General features: G+C 71.6%; 13 protein-coding genes. 7 read left to right on the top strand and 6 right to left on the bottom strand.

Going from position 1 to position 20,664, the window contains the following annotated elements; translation table 11 throughout:
* The first annotated feature begins 229 nt into the window (after positions 1 to 229).
* The gene (locus ACHFIV_RS22905; RefSeq protein WP_398972116.1) at positions 230 to 961 is read left to right on the top strand and encodes a VIT1/CCC1 transporter family protein; all 732 of its coding nucleotides are present in this window, start codon (positions 230 to 232) and stop codon (positions 959 to 961) included.
* Between the two features lie 87 nt (positions 962 to 1,048).
* On the opposite strand, the gene ACHFIV_RS22900 is transcribed toward ACHFIV_RS22905, so the two are convergent.
* Complete coding sequence (locus ACHFIV_RS22900) at positions 1,049 to 3,175, bottom strand: FG-GAP repeat domain-containing protein (RefSeq protein WP_398972112.1); 2,127 nt, start codon at positions 3,173 to 3,175, stop codon at positions 1,049 to 1,051.
* A 536-nt stretch (positions 3,176 to 3,711) separates the two neighbouring features.
* On the opposite strand from ACHFIV_RS22900, the gene gltB reads away from it, so the two are divergent.
* Together gltB and ACHFIV_RS22890 are read left to right on the top strand one after the other, a co-directional pair.
* The gene (gene gltB, locus ACHFIV_RS22895; RefSeq protein WP_398972109.1) at positions 3,712 to 8,271 is read left to right on the top strand and encodes a glutamate synthase large subunit; all 4,560 of its coding nucleotides are present in this window, start codon (positions 3,712 to 3,714) and stop codon (positions 8,269 to 8,271) included.
* Complete coding sequence (locus ACHFIV_RS22890; protein WP_398972106.1) at positions 8,264 to 9,724, top strand: glutamate synthase subunit beta; 1,461 nt, start codon at positions 8,264 to 8,266, stop codon at positions 9,722 to 9,724. The genes gltB and ACHFIV_RS22890 overlap by 8 nt, the downstream gene beginning before the upstream one ends.
* 117 nt (positions 9,725 to 9,841) lie before the next feature.
* Here ACHFIV_RS22890 and ACHFIV_RS22885 read toward each other — a convergent pair whose 3' ends face one another.
* Positions 9,842 to 11,110 carry an SLC13 family permease gene (locus ACHFIV_RS22885; RefSeq protein WP_398972103.1) on the bottom strand — a complete coding sequence of 423 codons (1,269 nt, stop codon included), beginning with the start codon at positions 11,108 to 11,110 and terminating at the stop codon, positions 9,842 to 9,844.
* A gap of 75 nt (positions 11,111 to 11,185) precedes the next feature.
* Positions 11,186 to 12,097, bottom strand: coding sequence for a rhomboid family intramembrane serine protease (locus ACHFIV_RS22880; protein ID WP_398972100.1), 912 nt, complete (start codon positions 12,095 to 12,097; stop codon positions 11,186 to 11,188).
* A gap of 235 nt (positions 12,098 to 12,332) precedes the next feature.
* On the opposite strand from ACHFIV_RS22880, the gene ACHFIV_RS22875 reads away from it, so the two are divergent.
* The 3 genes from ACHFIV_RS22875 to ACHFIV_RS22865 all read left to right on the top strand — a co-directional run bounded on the left by ACHFIV_RS22875 (position 12,333) and on the right by ACHFIV_RS22865 (position 15,522).
* Entirely contained in the window at positions 12,333 to 12,854 is a 522-nt protein-coding gene (locus ACHFIV_RS22875; RefSeq protein ID WP_398972097.1) for a pyridoxamine 5'-phosphate oxidase family protein, read from the top strand.
* A gap of 614 nt (positions 12,855 to 13,468) precedes the next feature.
* Complete coding sequence (locus tag ACHFIV_RS22870; protein ID WP_015607926.1) at positions 13,469 to 13,672, top strand: cold-shock protein; 204 nt, start codon at positions 13,469 to 13,471, stop codon at positions 13,670 to 13,672.
* 197 nt (positions 13,673 to 13,869) lie between these two features.
* A complete protein-coding gene (locus ACHFIV_RS22865) occupies positions 13,870 to 15,522 on the top strand; it encodes a DEAD/DEAH box helicase (protein ID WP_398972094.1) in 1,653 nt (550 codons plus the stop codon).
* Positions 15,523 to 15,630: 108 nt separating this feature from the next.
* On the opposite strand, the gene ACHFIV_RS22860 is transcribed toward ACHFIV_RS22865, so the two are convergent.
* Positions 15,631 to 16,695 carry an ankyrin repeat domain-containing protein gene (locus ACHFIV_RS22860; RefSeq protein ID WP_398972091.1) on the bottom strand — a complete coding sequence of 355 codons (1,065 nt, stop codon included), beginning with the start codon at positions 16,693 to 16,695 and terminating at the stop codon, positions 15,631 to 15,633.
* Positions 16,696 to 16,733: 38 nt separating this feature from the next.
* Positions 16,734 to 17,642 (bottom strand): hypothetical protein, encoded by a 909-nt coding sequence (locus ACHFIV_RS22855; protein WP_398972089.1) that lies wholly within the window; start codon positions 17,640 to 17,642, stop codon positions 16,734 to 16,736.
* Between the two features lie 250 nt (positions 17,643 to 17,892).
* Between ACHFIV_RS22855 and ACHFIV_RS22850 the strand changes: the two genes are divergently transcribed.
* Entirely contained in the window at positions 17,893 to 18,669 is a 777-nt protein-coding gene (locus ACHFIV_RS22850; protein WP_398972086.1) for a S1 family peptidase, read from the top strand.
* A gap of 9 nt (positions 18,670 to 18,678) precedes the next feature.
* Here ACHFIV_RS22850 and ACHFIV_RS22845 read toward each other — a convergent pair whose 3' ends face one another.
* Positions 18,679 to 20,484, bottom strand: coding sequence for a beta-galactosidase family protein (locus tag ACHFIV_RS22845; RefSeq protein ID WP_398972083.1), 1,806 nt, complete (start codon positions 20,482 to 20,484; stop codon positions 18,679 to 18,681).
* Positions 20,485 to 20,664: the final 180 nt, after the last annotated feature.

Raw genomic sequence — 20,664 nt, 5'->3', positions numbered from 1 at the left:
AGCTCCATCGTGCCGACCCTTCGCTCGCACCCGGAACAACCGGATACGCGAGGTTTCCCCGCCCACACCCGAGCGAGGCGCGATTTCGTACAAATCGACCGCATGGGTGACGTTCCGAGGGTAGGTAAGTTCGGCCTTCCTTGCTGGCGGGAGCCCTTTTTCGTGCGTACTTTCGACGGTGTGGAGCGGGAGCAGTACACGGGGTCCGCTCACGGAGAAGGGGAGAGCTGTGTCCATCATCGAGACCGACGCCGTACTGCACGAGGCGCACCGGGACAACCACACCCACCGCGACGTCAACGGCGGCTGGCTGCGGCCCGCGGTGTTCGGCGCGATGGACGGTCTCGTCTCCAACCTCGCCCTGATGACGGGCGTCGCCGGAGGGGCCGTCTCCCAGCAGACCATCGTCATCACGGGTCTGGCCGGGCTCGCCGCCGGCGCGTTCTCGATGGCGGCGGGGGAGTACACCTCCGTCGCCTCGCAGCGTGAGCTCGTCGAGGCCGAGCTGGCCGTCGAACGGCGCGAGCTCCGCAAGCACCCCAAGGACGAGATGCGGGAGCTCGCCGCGCTCTACGAGTCACGCGGAGTCGAGCCGGCACTCGCCCAGGAGGTCGCGCGGCAGCTCTCCCGGGATCCGGAACAGGCTCTGGAGATACACGCCCGCGAGGAGCTGGGGATCGACCCGGGCGACCTGCCCTCGCCGCTCGTCGCGGCCGTGTCCTCCTTCGGCGCCTTCGCCCTGGGGGCCCTGCTGCCCGTACTGCCCTACCTGCTGGGCGCTTCGCAGATGTGGCCCGCCGTCCTGCTCGCCCTGGCCGGTCTCTTCGGCTGCGGCGCGGTGGTGGCCAGGGTGACGGCGCGGACCTGGTGGTTCAGCGGACTGCGCCAGCTCCTGCTCGGCGGGGCCGCCGCGGCGGTCACCTACGGTCTGGGCACGCTCTTCGGCGTGGCGGCCGGCTGACGGGCCGCGCGGCTCACGCACCTGCGTACGGCGAGGGCAGGCCCCCCGGTCAGGGGACCTGCCTTCGCCGCTTCCCGCCGCGCCGCGCTAGTGGATACCGGCGAAGCTCTTCCAGCCGGTGCCGATCTTGACACCGGAGCCGATGCCTCCGGTGCCGTTGCCTGCGTAGCGGTACAGGTCACCGGTGTTGGTGCGGCCGAGGATGTCGTCCCTGCCGTCGCCGGTGAGGTCGCCGATGCCGACGAAGTCGGCCATGCCGCCCCAGCCGGAGCCGATCTTCACGCCGGAGGAGATGGTCCCCTTGCCGGTGCCGTTGTAGCGGTACAGGTCGCCGTTGGCGGTGCGGGCGACAAGGTCCGCGTGCTTGTCACCGTTGAGGTCACCGGCGCCGACGATGGTCAGGCCGTTCCAGCTGGTACCGATCCGGCCGGCGGGGGTGAGGACCCCGCCGCTGGTGCCCGCGAACAGGCGCAGGTCGCCGGTCGCGGTCTCGCGGGCCACCAGGTCGGGCAGGCCGTCCGAGGTGAAGTCGCCGGAGTAGGTCAGACCGTTGAAGCCCGACCAGCTGCTGTTCAACCGCACCGACGGGGACCGAGGAGTGACGACGGTGCCCCGCGGCGGGCTGTAACGGTGAAGAGAGCCCGTCGCGTCGGTGACCAGGGTGTCGTTCGCTCCGTCGCCGTCGAGGTCGCCGAAGGGTATGAGCGTGGACGTCGTGGGCCAGGTACCGCCGTCGGCGGTCACCGACACCCTTCCGGACGCGTTGCCCTGGTACACGAGCAGCGAGCCGTTGGTCCCGCGCGCGAACAGGTCGGGGAAGCCGTCGTCACCGACGTGGTCCCGGTGCGAGGGCGGGGCGGCCGGCTTCGCGGCGCCCGTGGCCGTCGTCCAGACCTGCTCGATGGGGTGGTAGTCGGGCGTCAGGCCGAGCTGCTTGTTCCACACGGCCACGGCACGGCCGTCCGTGCCGGTGGCCACGGAGCCCTGCGCGTGGAGGTTGACCTGACCCACGTGCACGGCCGGGCCCCAGACACCGTCCGAGCGCACCACGGCCCACAGTTCGCCCTCGAGCGTCGTCCACATGGCGGTGAGCGAGCCGTCGCGGCCCATGGCCGGGCCCCAGAGCTTGAACACCTCCGCCCCGGCGACGGTGCGGGGCTGTGACCACGTGCCGTCCAGCGCACGGGTGGCCGTCCGCAGCAGGGTGCTGTCACTGGACCACATCGCGGTCACCCGGCCGTCGGGTTCGAGTTGCGGCGGCGAGGTGGTACCCGGGTGCGGGTCCGCGGGCAGGTCTTCCGTGCCACCCCACGTCGTGCTGCCCGCCGGGCGGTAGACGAGCGAGCGGGTGAGGCCGGCCCCCCACCAGCTGACCAGGGACGCGCCACCGGCAGCCGCTCGCACGTCCAGTTCGAGCAGGGAGTCACCGGTCTTCAGCGCCTCGGGGGTGCTCCAGCCGGCCGAGCCGGCCGCCCGGCTCGCCACCCGCACCTGCTCCGACCCGTCGAGGTCCGCGTGCCAGGCGACGGTCACCGCACCGTCGGCCGCCGACGCCGCCTTCAGTTCGTAGGAATAACCGCTGCCGATCGGCACCCCCTCGGACCATGTGCCTCCTGGTGCGGCCAGGTCGGAGGCGTACAGTCCGTCCTCCTGCTGGTCCCCCCCTGGAGTCGGTTCGCCGTTCCAGACAGCGGTGAGGCGGCCACCGGGTCCACTCACCAGTACGAGGTCGTACACGTAGGCGGCGGGTGTGAAGGGTGCGGGGGCCGTCCACGCCGCCGCTCCGGCCGCGAGCCTCGACGTGCTGTACGGGCCGGAGTCGTCCGTCCTGGAGTGCCCCCAGCCTGCCGTCACCGAGCCGTCCGCCTCGGTGACCAGGTGCACGTCGCGCACGTAGTGCTGGTCGGAAGCGATACGGACCGGGGCACTCCATGAGGTGGCTTCGGCCGGTCGGGTCGCCCCCCAGAGTTCCTGCGGACCGTCCGCGGTACCACGGGTCCACACGGTCACGGCGGTGCCGTCCGGCGTCACCTGCACGCCCGGGCTGGTGTTCGCGGTGCTCGTGCTGGTCAGGGCTGTGGGCGGCCCCCACGCCCGGTCGGTGGCCGATGCCGCCGGAGCCGTCAGGACGAGCGCTGCCGTCATGCCGGCGCCGATCGTCCCGCACATCAGCACGGGTATGAGCCCCATGCCGATGATCTTGGTTTTACGCATGCATATCCCCCCGGTCGTATGGACGAACGACCTTGAAGTTAACAGGGGGTGCCGGGGCCTCACCAGCGGTTTCACGTCGCTTCGGCCGTGCGCGGAGGTGGGGAGGCGGCCCTCTCGGCCTCCTGTCGAGGCTCCCCGCTGTGGCCCCCGAGGCCCCGTCGGCGTCCTCGGGGGTGACCGGTGTGACGTATGTCGTGGCGCACACCTCTGGGCGGATGAGGCCGCGCGGCCTTAAAATGAGACCCTATGCAGCGCTACACATAAGTAGCCATTACTCGGCGGTTTCAATTCTGTGACCGCTGGGAAAGAGCCGTAGACACCGCAGGCAACGACGCCTGCTCTCTGCGGTCTCCCGGACGTGAATCACCGGATCGTCCGCCCAGGACCCCCGCCGCCACGAGTCCGTGGTGTCCGCATGCTGGAACAGTCTTTCCGCTTTTTGAGAAGCGTTCCATCATGTAACCTGCACGAAATTTCGCAGAGGGCCAACGTCGTCCCTCGGCACAGCACATGCCACGACGACGACGGGAGAGCCGATGCGTTCCGACGCCTGGTCGCCCATGGACGGTCGCCCTGTCCAGCAGGGGATGTACGACCCCCGTAACGAGCACGACGCCTGTGGCGTCGGGTTCGTGGCCACTCTGACCGGTGTGGCCAGCCATGAGCTGGTCGAGCAGGCGCTGACCGTATTGCGCAACCTCGAACACCGCGGCGCCACAGGATCCGAGCCCGACTCGGGTGACGGCGCCGGCATTCTTCTTCAGGTCCCGGACGCCTTCCTCCGCGAAGAGGTCACGTTCGACCTCCCCGAGGCCGGCTCCTACGCCGTCGGCATCGCCTTCCTGCCGGCGGACGAGTCCACCGACGGCGTCAAGCAGATCGAGAAGATCGCCGCCGAAGAGGGCCTCGACGTCCTCGGCTGGCGCCAGGTCCCGGTCACGCCGGACATCCTCGGCAACGGCGCCCGGGCCACGATGCCCGAATTCCGCCAGCTGATCGTCGCCGACGGCACGAGCACCGGCATCGCGCTGGACCGCAAGGCGTTCGTCCTGCGCAAGCGCGCCGAGCGTGAGGCCGGGGTGTACTTCCCCTCGCTCTCCGCACGCACGATCGTCTACAAGGGAATGCTCACCACCGGGCAGCTGGAGCCGTTCTTCCCGGACCTCTCCGACCGCCGCTTCGCCACCACGGTCGCGCTGGTCCACTCCCGCTTCTCCACGAACACCTTCCCGAGCTGGCCGCTCGCCCACCCGTACCGCTTCGTCGCGCACAACGGCGAGATCAACACGGTCAAGGGCAACCGCAACTGGATGAAGGCCCGCGAGTCCCAGCTCGCCTCCAGCCTCTTCGGCGAGGCGCAGCTCGACCGCATCTTCCCCGTCTGCACCCCGGACGCCTCCGACTCCGCCTCCTTCGACGAGGTCCTGGAGCTGCTCCACCTCGGCGGCCGCTCGCTGCCGCACTCCGTGCTGATGATGGTCCCCGAGGCGTGGGAGAACCACACGTCCATGGACCCGGCCCGCCGCGCCTTCTACCAGTACCACTCCACGATGATGGAGCCCTGGGACGGCCCGGCCTGCGTCACCTTCACCGACGGCACCCAGGTCGGCGCGGTCCTCGACCGCAACGGCCTGCGCCCCGGCCGCTACTGGGTCACCGACGACGGCCTCGTCGTCCTCTCCTCCGAGGTCGGCGTCCTGGACATCGACCCGGCCAAGGTCGTCCGCAAGGGCCGCCTCCAGCCCGGCAAGATGTTCCTCGTCGACACCGCCGAGCACCGCATCATCGAGGACGACGAGATCAAGGCGTCCCTGGCCGCCGAGAACCCGTACCAGGAGTGGCTGGAGACCGGCGAGATCGAGCTCGAGGACCTCCCCGAGCGCGAGCACATCGTCCACACCCACGCCTCGGTCACCCGCCGCCAGCAGACCTTCGGCTACACCGAGGAAGAGCTCCGCGTCCTCCTGGCCCCGATGGCCCGCACCGCCGGCGAGCCCCTCGGCTCCATGGGCACCGACTCGCCGATCGCCGCGCTCTCCGAGCGCCCCCGGCTGCTCTTCGACTACTTCACCCAGCTGTTCGCGCAGGTCACCAACCCGCCGCTGGACGCCATCCGCGAGGAGCTCGTCACCTCGCTGCGCTCCACGCTCGGCCCCCAGGGGAACATCCTGGAGCCGACCGCCGCGGCGTGCCGGGCGGTCACACTGCCCTTCCCGGTGATCGACAACGACGAGCTGGCCAAGCTCATACACATCAACGCCGACGGCGACATGCCGGGCATGAAGGCCGCGACCCTGTCCGGCCTCTACCGCGTCAGCGGCGGCGGCGACGCACTCGCCGCCCGCATCGAGCAGATCACCGCCGAGGTCGACGCCGCCATAGAGGACGGCGCCCGCCTCATCGTGCTGTCCGACCGGCACTCCGACGCCGAGCACGCGCCGATCCCGTCGCTGCTGCTCACCTCGGCCGTCCACCACCACCTCATCCGCACCAAGCAGCGCACCCAGGTGGGCCTGCTGGTCGAGGCCGGCGACGTCCGCGAGGTCCACCACGTCGCACTGCTCATCGGTTACGGCGCCGCAGCCGTCAACCCGTACCTCGCGATGGAGTCCGTCGAGGACCTCGTCCGCGCCGGTACGTTCATCGAGGGCATCGAGCCCGAGCTGGCCATCCGCAACCTGATCTACGCCCTCGGCAAGGGCGTCCTGAAGGTCATGTCCAAGATGGGCATCTCGACCGTCGCCTCCTACCGCGGCGCCCAGGTCTTCGAGGCCGTCGGCCTCGACGAGGCCTTCGTCGCCCAGTACTTCAACGGCACCGCCACCAAGATCGGCGGCGCCGGACTCGACGTCGTCGCCAAGGAGGTCGCCGCCCGGCACACCAAGGCGTACCCGGCCTCCGGCATCTCCGCCTCGCACCGTGCGCTGGAGATCGGCGGCGAGTACCAGTGGCGCCGCGAGGGCGAGCCGCACCTGTTCGACCCGGAGACGGTCTTCCGCCTCCAGCACGCCACGCGCAACCGCCGGTACGACATCTTCAAGAAGTACACCGGCCGGGTCAACGAGCAGTCCGAGCGCCTCATGACGCTCCGCGGCCTGTTCGGCTTCAAGAGCGGCCGCGAGCCGATCTCCATCGACGAGGTCGAGTCCGCCGCCGAGATCGTCAAGCGCTTCTCCACCGGCGCCATGTCGTACGGCTCCATCTCCCAGGAGGCGCACGAGACCCTCGCCATCGCCATGAACCAGCTGGGCGGCAAGTCCAACACCGGTGAGGGCGGTGAGGACGCCGAGCGCCTCTACGACCCGGCGCGCCGTTCCTCCATCAAGCAGGTCGCCTCCGGCCGCTTCGGAGTCACCAGCGAGTACCTGGTCAACGCGGACGACATCCAGATCAAGATGGCGCAGGGCGCCAAGCCCGGCGAGGGCGGCCAGCTGCCCGGCCACAAGGTCTACCCGTGGGTCGCCAAGACCCGGCACTCCACCCCGGGCGTCGGCCTGATCTCGCCCCCGCCGCACCACGACATCTACTCCATCGAGGACCTGGCTCAGCTGATCCACGACCTCAAGAACGCCAACCCGGCGGCCCGCATCCACGTGAAGCTGGTCTCCGAGGTCGGCGTCGGAACGGTCGCCGCGGGTGTCTCCAAGGCCCACGCGGACGTCGTCCTCATCTCCGGCCACGACGGCGGCACGGGCGCCTCGCCGCTCACCTCGCTCAAGCACGCGGGCGGCCCCTGGGAGCTCGGCCTCGCCGAGACCCAGCAGACGCTGCTGCTCAACGGCCTGCGCGACCGCATCGTCGTCCAGACCGACGGCCAGCTCAAGACCGGCCGCGACGTCGTCATCGCCGCGCTGCTGGGCGCCGAGGAGTTCGGTTTCGCGACCGCGCCGCTCGTCGTCTCCGGCTGCGTCATGATGCGCGTCTGCCACCTCGACACCTGCCCGGTCGGCATCGCCACCCAGAACCCCGTCCTGCGCGACCGGTTCTCCGGCAAGGCCGAGTACATCGTCAACTTCTTCGAGTTCATCGCCGAAGAGGTCCGCGAGATCCTCGCCGAACTCGGCTTCCGCACGATCGAGGAAGCCGTCGGCCACGCCGAACTCCTCGACACCGATCGGGCCGTCACCCACTGGAAGGCCCAGGGCCTCGACCTCGAGCCCCTCTTCCACGTGCCCGAGCTGCCCGAGGGCGCGGTGCGCCACCAGATCGCCGAGCAGGACCACGGCCTGGCCAAGGCCCTCGACAACGAGCTGATCAAGCTCGCCGCCGACGCCCTCGGCGCCGACACCCCCGAGGCCGCCCAGCCCGTCCGCGCGCAGATCGCGATCCGCAACATCAACCGCACCGTCGGCACGATGCTCGGACACGAGGTCACCAAGAAGTTCGGTGGTGCGGGCCTGCCCGACGACACCATCGACATCACCTTCACCGGCTCCGCCGGCCAGTCCTTCGGCGCCTTCGTCCCGCGCGGCGTGACGCTGCGCCTGGAGGGCGACGCCAACGACTACGTCGGCAAGGGCCTCTCCGGCGGACGCGTCATCGTCCGCCCCGACCGCGGCGCCGACCACCTCGCCGAGTACTCCACCATCGCCGGCAACACCATCGGCTACGGTGCGACCGGCGGCGAGCTGTTCCTCCGCGGCCGGACCGGCGAGCGCTTCTGCGTCCGCAACTCCGGTGCCACGGTCGTCTCGGAAGGCGTGGGCGACCACGGCTGCGAGTACATGACCGGCGGCCACGCGGTCGTCCTCGGGGAGACCGGACGCAACTTCGCCGCGGGCATGTCCGGCGGCATCGCGTACGTCATCGACCTCGACCTCGACAACGTCAACACGGGCAACATCGGTGCCGTCGAGCTGCTCGACGACACCGACAGGCAGTGGCTGCACGACGTCGTGCGCCGCCACCAGGAGGAGACCGGATCCACGGTCGCCGAGAAGCTGCTGGCCGACTGGGACTCCGCCGCCGCCCGCTTCAGCAAGATCATCCCGTCCACCTACAAGGCAGTGCTCGCCGCCAAGGACGCCGCTGAGCTCGCCGGTCTCTCCGAGCAGGAGACCACCGAGAAGATGATGGAGGCGGCGACCAATGGCTGACCCCAAGGGCTTCCTGACCACCGGACGCGAGGTCGCCGAGACCCGCCCCGTCGGCGAGCGTGTCAAGGACTGGAACGAGGTCTACGTTCCGGGATCGCTGCTCCCGATCATCAGCAAGCAGGCCGGCCGCTGCATGGACTGCGGCATCCCGTTCTGCCACAACGGCTGTCCGCTCGGAAACCTCATCCCCGAGTGGAACGACTACGCCTACCGTGAGGACTGGTCGGCGGCGTCCGAGCGCCTGCACGCCACGAACAACTTCCCGGAGTTCACGGGCCGGCTGTGCCCCGCTCCGTGCGAGTCTGCGTGTGTCCTCGGCATCAACCAGCCGGCCGTCACCATCAAGAACGTCGAAGTCAGCATCATCGACAAGGCGTGGGACAGCGGCGACGTCACCCCGCAGCCGCCCGAGCGCCTCTCCGGCAAGACCGTCGCCGTCGTCGGCTCGGGCCCCGCGGGACTCGCCGCAGCCCAGCAGCTGACCCGGGCCGGCCACACCGTCGCCGTCTTCGAGCGCGCGGACCGCATCGGAGGACTCCTCCGCTACGGCATCCCCGAGTTCAAGATGGAGAAGTCGCACATCAACCGCCGCATCGAGCAGATGCGCGCCGAGGGCACCAAGTTCCGCACGGAGGTGGAGATCGGCAAGGACATCGACGCCGCCAAGCTCCGCCGCCGCTACGACGCCGTCGTCATCGCGGCCGGCGCCACGGTCTCCCGCGACCTGCCCGTCCCGGGCCGCGACCTCAAGGGCATCCACTTCGCGATGGAGTACCTCCCGCTCGCCAACAAGGTGCAGGAGGGCGACCTGACGGTCTCCCCGATCACCGCCGAGGGCAAGCACGTCGTCGTCATCGGCGGCGGCGACACCGGCGCCGACTGCGTCGGCACCGCCCACCGGCAGGGCGCGGCCTCCGTCACCCAGCTGGAGATCATGCCGCAGCCGGGCGCGGAGCGGAACGCCAACCAGCCCTGGCCCACCTTCCCGATGCTCTACAAGGTCACCTCCGCGCACGAGGAGGGCGGCGAGCGGCTCTACTCCGTCTCGACCACCCACTTCGAGGGCGACGAGGACGGCAACGTCCAGTCCCTGCACCTCATCGAGGTGGAGTTCAAGGACGGCAAGCTGGAGCAGAAGGCCGGCACCGAGCGCGTCATCCCGGCCCAGCTCGTCACCCTGGCCATGGGCTTCACCGGAACCGACCAGGCCAACGGCCTCGTCCAGCAGTTCGGCCTGGAGCTCGACGAGCGCGGCAACGTCGCGCGCGACGAGAACTACGCGACCAACGTCGACGGCGTCTACGTCGCCGGCGACGCCGGCCGCGGCCAGTCCCTCATCGTCTGGGCCATCGCCGAGGGCCGTTCCGCCGCACGCGGAGTGGACCGCTTCCTGACCGGCAGCAGTGCCCTGCACGCCCCGATCCGCCCGACGGACCGTTCCCTGACGGTCTGACACGGCACACAGACGTCCCGTACAACGGCGTACGGAACTGAACGCGGCGCCTGCCCCGTCCCCGACCGGACAAGGGCAGGCGCCGCGGCGCGTCCCGGTGCCACCGCGCGGCGACGGTCAGCCGGCGAGCGCCAGCGCCGACACGGCGGCCAGGGTGCCGGCCACCGACAGCACCAGACCGGTACCGAGGAAGCGGCCCAGCCCGATCCGGGTCCCGTGCCAACGGCACCGCTCGAACCACAGCAGCGTCGCCAGCGACGCCCATGGGGTGACGAGCGGCCCCACATTGACGCCGATCAGCAGCGCCAGCAACTGCTCGTGGTTCGCCGCCGGGACCGCCGCCTCACCCGCCAGGTAGGCGGGCAGGTTGTTCACGACGTTCGACAGCCCCGCTCCGACCGCCGCCGACCGCAGCATCCCCGGGAAACCGTCGTCCGATCCGAGCGCGGACTCCAGCAGACCGTGCAGGCCGTGCGCGCCGACCGTCTGCACCACCAGGAACATCCCGGGCACCAGGACCAGCAGCCGCCACGGCACCAGCGACAGCCGCAGCTCCTGCCTGCGCCGTGCGGCGAACGCCGCCACGACCACCACCATCGCGGCCAGCGAGGCCGACCACAGCGGCACGTCCGCCACCAGGATGGCCAGCAGGAAGCCCGCACACGCCACCGAGCAGATCCGCAGCAGGACGGGATCCCGTGCCACCGGCGCCGCGGGCGGGACGTACCGGTCCTGGCCCTCGCCGCGGCACCCACGCCGCCAGTAGAAGACCCACAGGCATGCCGCCGTCACGGCGATCGACGCCAGCTGGGGCAGCCACATCACCGCGGCCAGACCGGACGGTGACAGCGCCACCCGGTCCGCCGCCAGCAGGTTCGTCAGGTTCGAGACCGGCAGCAGCAGGCTCGCCGTGTTGGCCAGCCACACCGTCGTCATCGCCAGGGGCACCGCCGGGATCCCCAGCCGGGTGGCCAGCGCCAGCATGACCGGGGTGAGCAGCACCGCCGTGGTGTCGAGGTTCAGCGTGATCGTGGTGAGCGAGGCGAACAGCACGCACAGCGCGAAGAGCAGCGGATAGCGGCCCCGCCCGGCCCGTGCCACCCACGCCGCCACCACATCGAAGACCTGAGCGCGGCCCGTCAGTTCGGCCATCACGATCACCGTGCCCAGGAACACCACCAACGGCCCGACGCGTCGCATCTCGTCCGCGGCCGGGCCCCGGGGCAGCGCCCCGGTCACCACCGCGAGGAGTCCCAGGACCAGCAGGGCGCCCGCGAGCCAGTCGAGCGGATGCAGCCGCCGGACCACCCCGCGCAGGCCCCCGCCGGGCTCGCCGTCCCCGGCGTCCACGCCCTCGGACCGTCCCCTCGTCACCTCTCCCACCATGGGACGATGGTCCCAGAAGGCGGGCGAGGTCCCGCGCGGGCGGGACCCGGCCGCCGGAGCCCCGTCAGGCCCCCGTCACGCCCCCGTCAGGGCGGCCGTCCGCACGGCCACCACCGCGGCCAGCAGGAGGACGAGGACCGCACCGCCGGCCAGCTGCGTCGCGGACGTCCGCAGCCTCGCCGGCGCGTAGGCGAGGCCGTAGGTCACCAGACCGCCGGTCAGCAGACCGCCCAGGTGCCCCTCCCACGAGGTGAACGCGGCGGAGATGACCATCCACAGCAGGAACCCCGCCATGAAGCGGTTGACCGCCCGCATGTCCCGGCCCAGGCGGCGGCTGATCACGTAGAAGGACGCCGCCAGGCCGAAGATCGCGCCGGAGGCACCCACGGCGGTCGTCTCCGGCGACACCAGGTACACCAGCACCGAACCGCCCAGCGCGGACAGCAGGTACAGCGCCAGATACCGGGCCCTGCCCAGCTGCCCCTCCACCACCCGGCCCAGATTCCACAGCGCGAGCATGTTGAAGACCAGGTGCATCACACCGAACGAGGCGTCGGGCGGAAGGTGCAGGAAGGCGCCCGTCAGCAGCCGGTACCACTCCCCGTCGGCCACCCCGGTCAGCTCGAAGCCGGGGTAGGTCTCGCCTTTGTAGTAGTACTGCCCGCCCGCCGGATCGACCAGCACCGCGCCGAGCATCCCGAACCGGTCCACCGTCCCGTCCCGGGCCACCTCGACGACGTACGCCACGACGTTGAGCACCATGAGCACGTACGTCACGAGAGGCGCCGCCGCGCTCGACACCGCGCCGCCGAACAGCGAACGGGCCTGGCGGACCGACCGCTGCCCCTCCTTCACGCACTCCACGCAGTGGTGCCCCACGGACGCCTCACGCATGCAGTCGGGGCAGATGTACCGGTCGCAGCGCGTGCAGCGCACATACGTCTCGTACGACGGGTGGCGGTAGCACGTGGTGGCGGCGGCCTCCATGGCCGGCTCCTTCAGTCGTGGACGGAGGGCCGCAGGGGGCGGCGGCGCTCAAGATAGCGAACGCCGGTGAGCGGCGGCGCACCTGGGTGCCGGGGTTCCGCACACCCGCAACTCCCGCGGTCCCCGGGGCGGAAGCCCACGCCGGTCCCGTGCGCACGGCAGGTGCCGCCGAGGGGCGTCCGATCCGGTGAGGCACGGCGAAACACGACAGGGGATGTCCGGTTGACGGGGTTTGATGGCGCCCATGACATCGAGCGCGACACCGAGTCCGTGGCAGGACTTCCACGCGGCGGAGCCGGCCTTCGCCGACGCCGTCAGGGAGCGTTTCCAGCAGTACAAGCACCATGTCCTCGCGACCCTGAGGACGGACGGCTCGCCCCGGGTCACCGGTCTGGAGGTGGAGTTCAGGATGGACGCGCTGTGGTTCGGCATGATGCCGAACTCCCGCAAGGCGCTCGACCTGCGGCGCGACCCGCGCTTCGCCGTCCAGGCCAACCCGGGGCCCGACGCGGAGATGGCCGACGGGGACGTCCGCGTCTCCGGACGCGCGGTGGAGGTCACCGACCCGGCCGTACGGGCCCGCTTCGTCGAGGAGGTGACCCCGCCGGAACCCTTCCTCCTCTTCCGCGCCGAGCTCGCCGAAGTGGTGCGCACCGGGCTCGACGGCGACGACCTCGTCGTACAGGTCTGGCGCCCCGGCCACCCGCTGCGCACCCTGCGCAGGAGGGCCGACGACAGTCCCGTCCGCGAGTCGTGACCCTCTGACGCCGCCGGACGGTCAGGTACGCAGGGCATCCGGTGCCCAGGACCGCCCGGCGCCCCTGGGCACCGGGGCCCGCTCCCCGGCCGCCCGGAACCGCCCCCCCCTCGCCCGGTGGTGCCCGTCCGGCGCAGGGCCTGCCACGCGTCCGGCTGCCCGCGAGCGAGGCCCGGACACGCGCGGTTACGGCATCCGGGTGAACCGGCCTCCCGCGGCACGGGCGGCCGGCAGGCGTCCGAAAGATCCGCACCGCTCAGGGCCACATGTGGAACCATTGGCTCCGCTGCCTCGCGCAGGGCCCGCGGCCCTTGGGGGAACAGGGCGGGAAGTCTTCCCGAACGACGTCGGACTCCGCCGTGAACGCTTCCCGCCGACGCTCCGGCGGGCCGGATCCCCGGCGCGCCGGAGCAGGTTGATCTGCCGCTCGCCGACAGAACGTGCTACGGTTGCCGAGTTGCAGTTTTGGTACCCATGAACTTTATGTGCGCCTGACGGGAACCCTCCTCAGGCGCTTTATTGTTTTCCGGCTTTCTCCGGATGGGGCTCAATGCGGCGACTTGGAATTCGTAAAGTGCGGATTTCCGGCACTGCACCTCTTTTAGGAGAATGACATGGCTACTGGAACCGTGAAGTGGTTCAACTCGGAAAAGGGCTTCGGCTTCATCGAGCAGGACGGCGGCGGCGCCGACGTCTTCGCCCACTACTCGAACATCGCCACCCAGGGCTTCCGTGAGCTCCAGGAGGGCCAGAAGGTCTCCTTCGACGTCACGCAGGGCCAGAAGGGCCCGCAGGCGGAGAACATCGTCCCGGCCTAATCGCCGGACGCGTACCTCGCAGCCGGGGCCCGCACCGTGAAGGTGCGGGCCCCGGTTTGTGCTGTTTACGACTCGTCCTTTCCCGGTTCGGTTCCGCAACCGGGACATCTGCTCTGTGCTTGCATCCTGGGGCGCACATCAAGCAGTCCGCAGCAGTCGGCAGTAACCCCAGGAATCCCCCAGGAGGGCAATTCCGTATGACCCGCTCCGAACGCCAGGACCGACCGACCCGCAACCGCCCGATAAAGGGGCGCGGCCCGGACCGGGCACAGGCGAACACCCGAGGATCCGGCAGGGCACCGGCCCGCCGCAGGACCGCGCCCGCCCAGGGCGGCGAGTTCGCCGTGCCGGAGACGCTGACCCCCGCGCTGCCCGCCGTCGACGCGTTCGCCGAGCTGGACATGCCCGCCGCGCTGCTGAAGACCCTCGCCGCACAGGGCGTGACCGACCCCTTCCCCATCCAGGGCGCCACCCTGCCGAACTCGCTGGCCGGCCGGGACATCCTCGGCCGTGGCCGCACCGGCTCCGGCAAGACCCTGGCCTTCGGCCTCGCCCTGCTCGCCCGCACCGCGGGCCGCCGTTCCGAGCCGCACGCCCCGCTGGCGCTCGTCCTGGTCCCCACCCGGGAACTCGCCCAGCAGGTGACCGACGCGCTGACCCCGTACGCCACCTCCGTGAACCTGCGCGTCGCCACCGTCGTGGGCGGCATGTCGATCAGCAGGCAGTCCGGCGCGCTGCGCCGCGGCGCCGAGGTGCTCGTCGCCACGCCCGGCCGGCTGAAGGACCTCATCGAGCGCGGCGACTGCCGGCTCGACCAGGTCGCGATCACCGTCCTGGACGAGGCCGACCAGATGGCCGACATGGGCTTCATGCCGCAGGTCGTCGCGCTGCTCAAGCAGGTCGAGGAAGGGGGGCAGCGCATGCTGTTCTCCGCGACCCTCGACAAGAACATCGACCGGCTGGTGAAGATGTTCCTCACCGACCCGGTCGTCCACTCGGTCGACCCGTCGGCCGGTGCCGTCACCACCATGGAGCACCACGTGCTCCACGTGCTGGACGAGACGGACAAGAAGGCGGTCGCCACCCGGATCGCCGCCCGCGAGGGCCGGGTCATCATGTTCGTGGACACCAAGAGGGCTGCGGACCGCTTCGCCAAGCGCCTCCTCGCCAGCGGTGTGCGCGCCGCGGCCCTGCACGGCGGCCGGTCCCAGCCGCAGCGCAACCGGACACTGGACCAGTTCAAGAACGGCCAGGTCACCGCACTCGTCGCGACGAACGTGGCGGCACGGGGCATCCACATCGACGACCTGGACCTGGTCGTCAACGTCGACCCGCCGACCGATCACAAGGACTACCTCCACCGTGGCGGGCGCACCGCGCGCGCAGGGGAGTCCGGCAGCGTCGTGACGCTCGTGCTTCCCGACGAGAAGCGCGACATGACCCGGCTGATGCAGGACGCGGGCATCGCCCCGCGCACCACCCGGGTCAAGTCCGGTGACGAGGAGCTCACCCGGATCACGGGCGCCCGCGAGCCGTCCGGCGTCGCGATCGTCATCGAGGTGCCGCAGCCGACGCAGCCCAAGCCGCGTACCCGTGGCACCGGTACGGGTGCGGCGGCCGGCGGATCGGTCCGCTCGGGCAGCCGGGGCCGCGGCCGGCGCGGCGCGACGGGCGCGGGCCAGGGCGGCGCCGGTGGCGCTGCCCGCGGCGGCGCGCGTGGCGGCGCCGGCGGCGGTGCGGCTCGCGGTGGCGCAGGCGGTGCCGGCGGATCCGCCCGGGGCGCCGGTGCCGGCCGGGCCGGTGGCGCGGGGCGCGGCAGCGCACCTGGTCGTGGCCGCAGGGCGGCGTGACCCCGGGGCGCGGTGACCGGATCCCACCGGTCACCGCGCCCCTCGCCCGGCCTCACACCGGGAGCATCAGGGGTCCGGCCGTTCCGGCCGGGTCACCGTGTGTCCGTCTCACTCCTCGGGCGCGCCCTCACGCCGGTCGAGCACCCGCGTCGGCAGCTCGTCCGGCGCCGGGTCGCCGGCCCCGGCCGGCTCCCGCAGCACCGGCACCGCCCGCGCGGCGGACGGCCGGCCGCCGTCGTGGAATCCGAGCCGCGCCAGCACCTCCGCACCGAACGCCTGCCGCAGCGGGTCCTCGCTCGCCGACCAGGCGGCCGCCGCACGGAACGTCTCCTCGTCGCCGCGCAGCCACAGCGTCCCGACCGCGACCAGCCAGTTGTCCAGTCCGGGGCCGCCGCCCCGCAGCGCCCGGGCGGCCAGCTCCTCGAACGGGGCCCGCAGGCCCAGTTCGTTCTCCAGGAGCGTCGCGACCGCCCCGTGGCCTGTCTGCAGGTCCTGGGACGCGAACGGCTCCCCGTCCCGCAGCAGTTCGACCGTGACGGTCTCCGCGCCGTCCACCCGGGCGCGGCGCACCGCACTCGGGTGGTCCCCGTACGCGCGCCGCAGCGCGTCACGCAGCTCCCGCTCCACGTCCAGGGTGAGCATGCGCCGGGCTTCCTCCAGCGCGGGGGACAGGGCGCGGGCGCCGTGCCGGAGCAGGGCCCGCACGGTGGGCACCGATCCCCGCCGGGCCGCGACCACCAGCGGGACCTCACCCTGCGGCCCGGGCAGGTCAGGGTCCGCGCCGTGGGCGAGGAGCATCTCCGCCACCCCCGCGTGACCGAGGCCCGCCGCCCAGCGCAGCGCGGTGAAGCCGAACTCCTCGGCCAGGTCCGGCTCCGCCCCTCCGGCCAGGAGCGCGCCGACGACCTCGGTATGCCCTCCGCACGCCGCCCCGCACAGCGGCAGGTCGCCCGCCTCGGGGCCGCTCGCCCTGTTCGGATCCGCCCCCGCGGCCAGGAGCAGCCGTACGGCGCCCGGCAGGTCCTGCACCGACGCCAGATACAGCGCGGTCGTGCCCTCCTCGTCGCGCGACTCGGCGGACGCTCCCGCTCGGAGCGCCCGCACGACGGCGTCCTCATCGTCGTACAGCGCCTCGAAAAGGCTGCTCGCACCCCCGACCGGACCATTTGTCATACACCGACCCTACGGCCATTCCGGTCCCGGACGATCTTTCAGGTGTCGCACTCCAGCACCGTGCGGCACAGTCCGCACCGGGCACGTGTCCGCCCCCGGACCGGAACACGTACGCGCTGGTGGCAGGTGGGACAGGCGAACGAGACCCGTAGCCCGTCGGCCCCGCCCTCGAATTCGTAGGGAACGGACGGGTCCGGCGCGGTGCCCGGTCCGCCCCCGGCCTCGCGGCGGTCCTTGGCGTAACGGCGCCTGCCCGCCCACCCCGCGGCCGTCAGGGGCGGCCGGCTCAGGTCGCGCAGGGCCTGCGCCCGGCCCCTGGTGTACGCCGTGTACGCCTGAGGGCTGGTGAACCACACGGAGGGGTCCTCGCCGAAGACCAGCGCGCGCTTGGCGAGCACGTAGCCGAACTCCTCGGGCGTGAGGTAGCCGAGCTTCTGGCTGGAGACCGCGTCCTGGCGGAAGGCGTCCAGCAGGAGCCAGCCGGCACCGAGGTAGGCGGTCACCGTGTCGGTGAGGATCTCGTTGTCACGGGTGCCGGGGAGTTCCAGGCCGAGCCGGTGCAGCAGCACGTGCGTGATCTCGTGCGCCAGTGCCGCCCCGATGTCCCTGCGGTGGGTACGGAAGCGGTCGTTCAGCTCGATGAAGTACTCGGGCCCCGAGGTGAGTTCGACGCTCGCGGCATGTTCCATCCGGCGGAATCCGACGACGACACGGGCCTGCGGCAGACGCAGGTGCCGCACCAGGGCGGCCGCCACCCGCTGCGCGCCGAGGTACAGGTCGTCGGCGTCGGAGAAGGCGGCGTCGGCCGGGGCGAGGCTCGTGTCGTAGGCGCGCACACCGTCGGGGGAGACCCGCCGGTAGAGAGCGGTGATCGCGGACCTGACCGCGTCGAGGTGCGGGAACCCGTGGACGACCGGACCGCCGCCCCCGCTGCTGCCGTCGCTCACGTCAGAACCCCCGTCGATGGCGCTCCACAGGCCCCACTCTAGGCCGGTCCCGCAGAAACCGGCCGAGGAGCGCGAGAGATCTTGGCCAAAAACCCTGCCTTGTGACAGCGGTGATCGCTTCCCGATAATCGGATCGTTCTTGTCGAGGGCATGCCGAGAATGGCCGGCCTGTGCCCCTGACCAGGACACGCACGCCCGCACGCCTGCACAGCACCCCCCACCTCGCCCCCACAGGAAGCAGGCACACACCGTGAAACAACTCCTGCGCACCCTCAAGAGATGCTCCGTCATCGCCGCGGTGGCCCTCGCCACCCTCAGCCTCCAGCCGTCGAGCTCCTCCGCCGCACCCGCGCCGGTCGTCGGCGGCACCCGTGCCGCCCAGGGCGAATTCCCGTTCATGGTCCGGCTCTCCATGGGCTGCGGCGGCGCCCTCTACAGCCCGACCATCGTGCTCACCGCCGCCCACTGCGTCAGCGGATCCGGCAACAACACCTCCATCACGGCCACCGCCGGAGTCGTCGACCTCCGGTCGTCCTCCGCCGTCAAGGTCCGCTCCACCAAGGTCCTCCAGGCCCCCGGCTACAACGGCGTGGGCAAGGACTGGGCGCTGATCAAACTCGCCCAGCCCATCAACCAGCCCACCCTGAAGATCACCACCACCACCGCCTACGACACAGGCACCTTCACCGTCGCGGGCTGGGGCGCCGCCACCGAGGGCGGCGGCCAGCAGCGCTACCTCCTCAAGGCCGACGTCCCCTACGTCTCCGACGCCACCTGCCAACAGGCCTACGGCAGCGACCTCGTACCCAGCCAGGAGATCTGCGCCGGATACGTCAGCGCCGGCGGCGTGGACACCTGCCAGGGCGACTCCGGCGGCCCGATGTTCCGCAAGGACAACGCCGGAGCCTGGATCCAGGTAGGCATCGTCAGCTGGGGCGAGGGCTGCGCACGGCCCGGCTACCCCGGGGTATACACCCAGGTGTCGACCTTCGCCTCCGCCATCGCCTCGGCCGCCGCCACCCTCTGACCAGCAGCCTCACCCCGCCACACCCCCGGGGGCGCCCGTCCTGACGGGCGCCCCCGGGCCCAGCTCCACGAACGGCTCGCCGGCGTCCTCCAGCTCCAGCACCCACACCTCGTTGGCGCCCTCACGGAGCACGGGCCCCGGGACATGGAGCGTCCGCCCGGGACCCACCGACCAGTAGCGGCCCAGACAGAAACCGTTCACCCAGACGAACCCGCGCTCCCAGCCCGGCAGTTCCAGACCCGCGTGGTCCGTCCCCGCCGCATCCTCCACCTCGAAGAAGCCCCGGAACAGGCCGGTCCGCCCCGCCTCCCCGGCATCCCCGAACCGCACCCGGCCCACCGCACCCGGCTCGTCGAACGCGTCCAGACGCAACGCCCGCGCCCGCACCCCGTGCAGGAACTGCCGTTCGTGCAGAACCCCACCCGTGATGCCCTTCGGCTCACCCAGCCGCGGCCCGTAGTTCACCCGGCCCAGCGACTCCACCCACAACTCCACCTCGGCCGGACCCGCCACCGGCTCCGCCAGCGTGTGGTCCTCCTCCGTCAGCACCCCCGCCCGCACCCCGTCCACGTACACCACCGCACGGTCCCGCAACCCCGCCGCACCCAGCGGATACGCCTGCCGCGGCCCCGGCACACCCACCCGGTAACGCACCAGGCCACGATCCACACCCAGCTCCTCGAAGGTCGGCGGCACCCCCGACTCCGCCGTCTCCGGATCACCCAGCGCCTCCAGCACACCCGCCAGCGGCGCCCCCTGCGTCAACGCCACCCGCACCGGCCGCCGCAGTCCCACCGGCTCCGGAGGCAGCGCGGGCAGCGGCCCGTCCCGGTACTCCTCGAACACCTTCCGCATCAGCCAGAACTTCTCCGTGGGCCTCCCGTACTCGTCGATGGGCGCGTCGTAGTCGTACGACGTCACCGTCGGCACCAGCCCCTGATCCTGCAGCGGACCCGAACGGTTGGCCCCCGACCACCCCGCGAAGTTCGTCCCCCCATGAGCCATGTACACATTCACCGAAGCGCCGCACTCCAGGATCTCCCGCAGCGCCTCCGCAGTCTCCGCCGGATCACGCACCACGGGCTCGCCGCCCCACCGGCCGAACCAGCCGCACCAGAACTCCATACACATCAGCGGCCCCTCCGGCTGATGACGCCGCACCACCCCGAACGCCTCACGGGCTCCCGCACCGAAGTTCGCCGTGGCGAGCAGCCCCGGCACCGAACCACCCGTCAGCATGTGGTCCTCGGGCCCGTCCGAGGTGAACAGCGGCACCGTCACCCCGCACCGGCGCAACACCCCCGCCAGCTCCTCCAGATGCACCCGGTCCGAGCCGTAACTCCCGTACTCGTTCTCCACCTGCACCATGATCACCGGGCCGCCCCCGGAGACCTGCCGCCGCACCACCTGCGGCAGCAGCTCACCGAACCAGCGCTCCACCGCCTCCCCGTACCCCGCGTCCCTGGTCCGCACCCGCCGCCCGAACCGCCCCGTCACCCAGGCCGGCAACCCACCGTTCTCCCACTCGGCGCAGATGTAAGGCCCCGGACGCACGATCGCCAGAAGCCCCGCCCCGTGCACCGCGTCCAGGAACCGGCCCAGCGCACCCACGTCCCGGAACACACCGGGCCGCGGCTCATGCAGATTCCACGGCACATACGTCTCCACACAGGTGAGACCCATCGCCCGCATCATCGACAACCGGTGCTCCCACTGCGCCTCATGCACCCGGAAGTAGTGCAGCGCCCCCGACAGCAGACGCACCGGCTTCCCGTCGAGCAGGAAGTGGTCGTCCCCCACACCGAAGTCAGTCATCGTGCTCCTACGCTCCCGAGTGCGAGATCAACGAACGGCTCCCAGCATCGCCGCCCGCCACCCGCCGGTCCATCCCCTCATCCGGAACCATCCTGCTCCACACCCCGGCGTGCGACGGCCCACGACAGGACACGGCCCGCACCCCGCCCCCGGCCGGCCCACGACCCGTGCGTCTAAGCT

Source organism: Streptomyces sp. ALB3 (genome assembly GCF_044385685.1).
Taxonomy (GTDB): domain Bacteria; phylum Actinomycetota; class Actinomycetes; order Streptomycetales; family Streptomycetaceae; genus Streptomyces.
The sequence above is the reverse complement of the archived record's forward strand: the minus strand, read 5'-3'. Positions and strand labels throughout refer to the sequence as shown.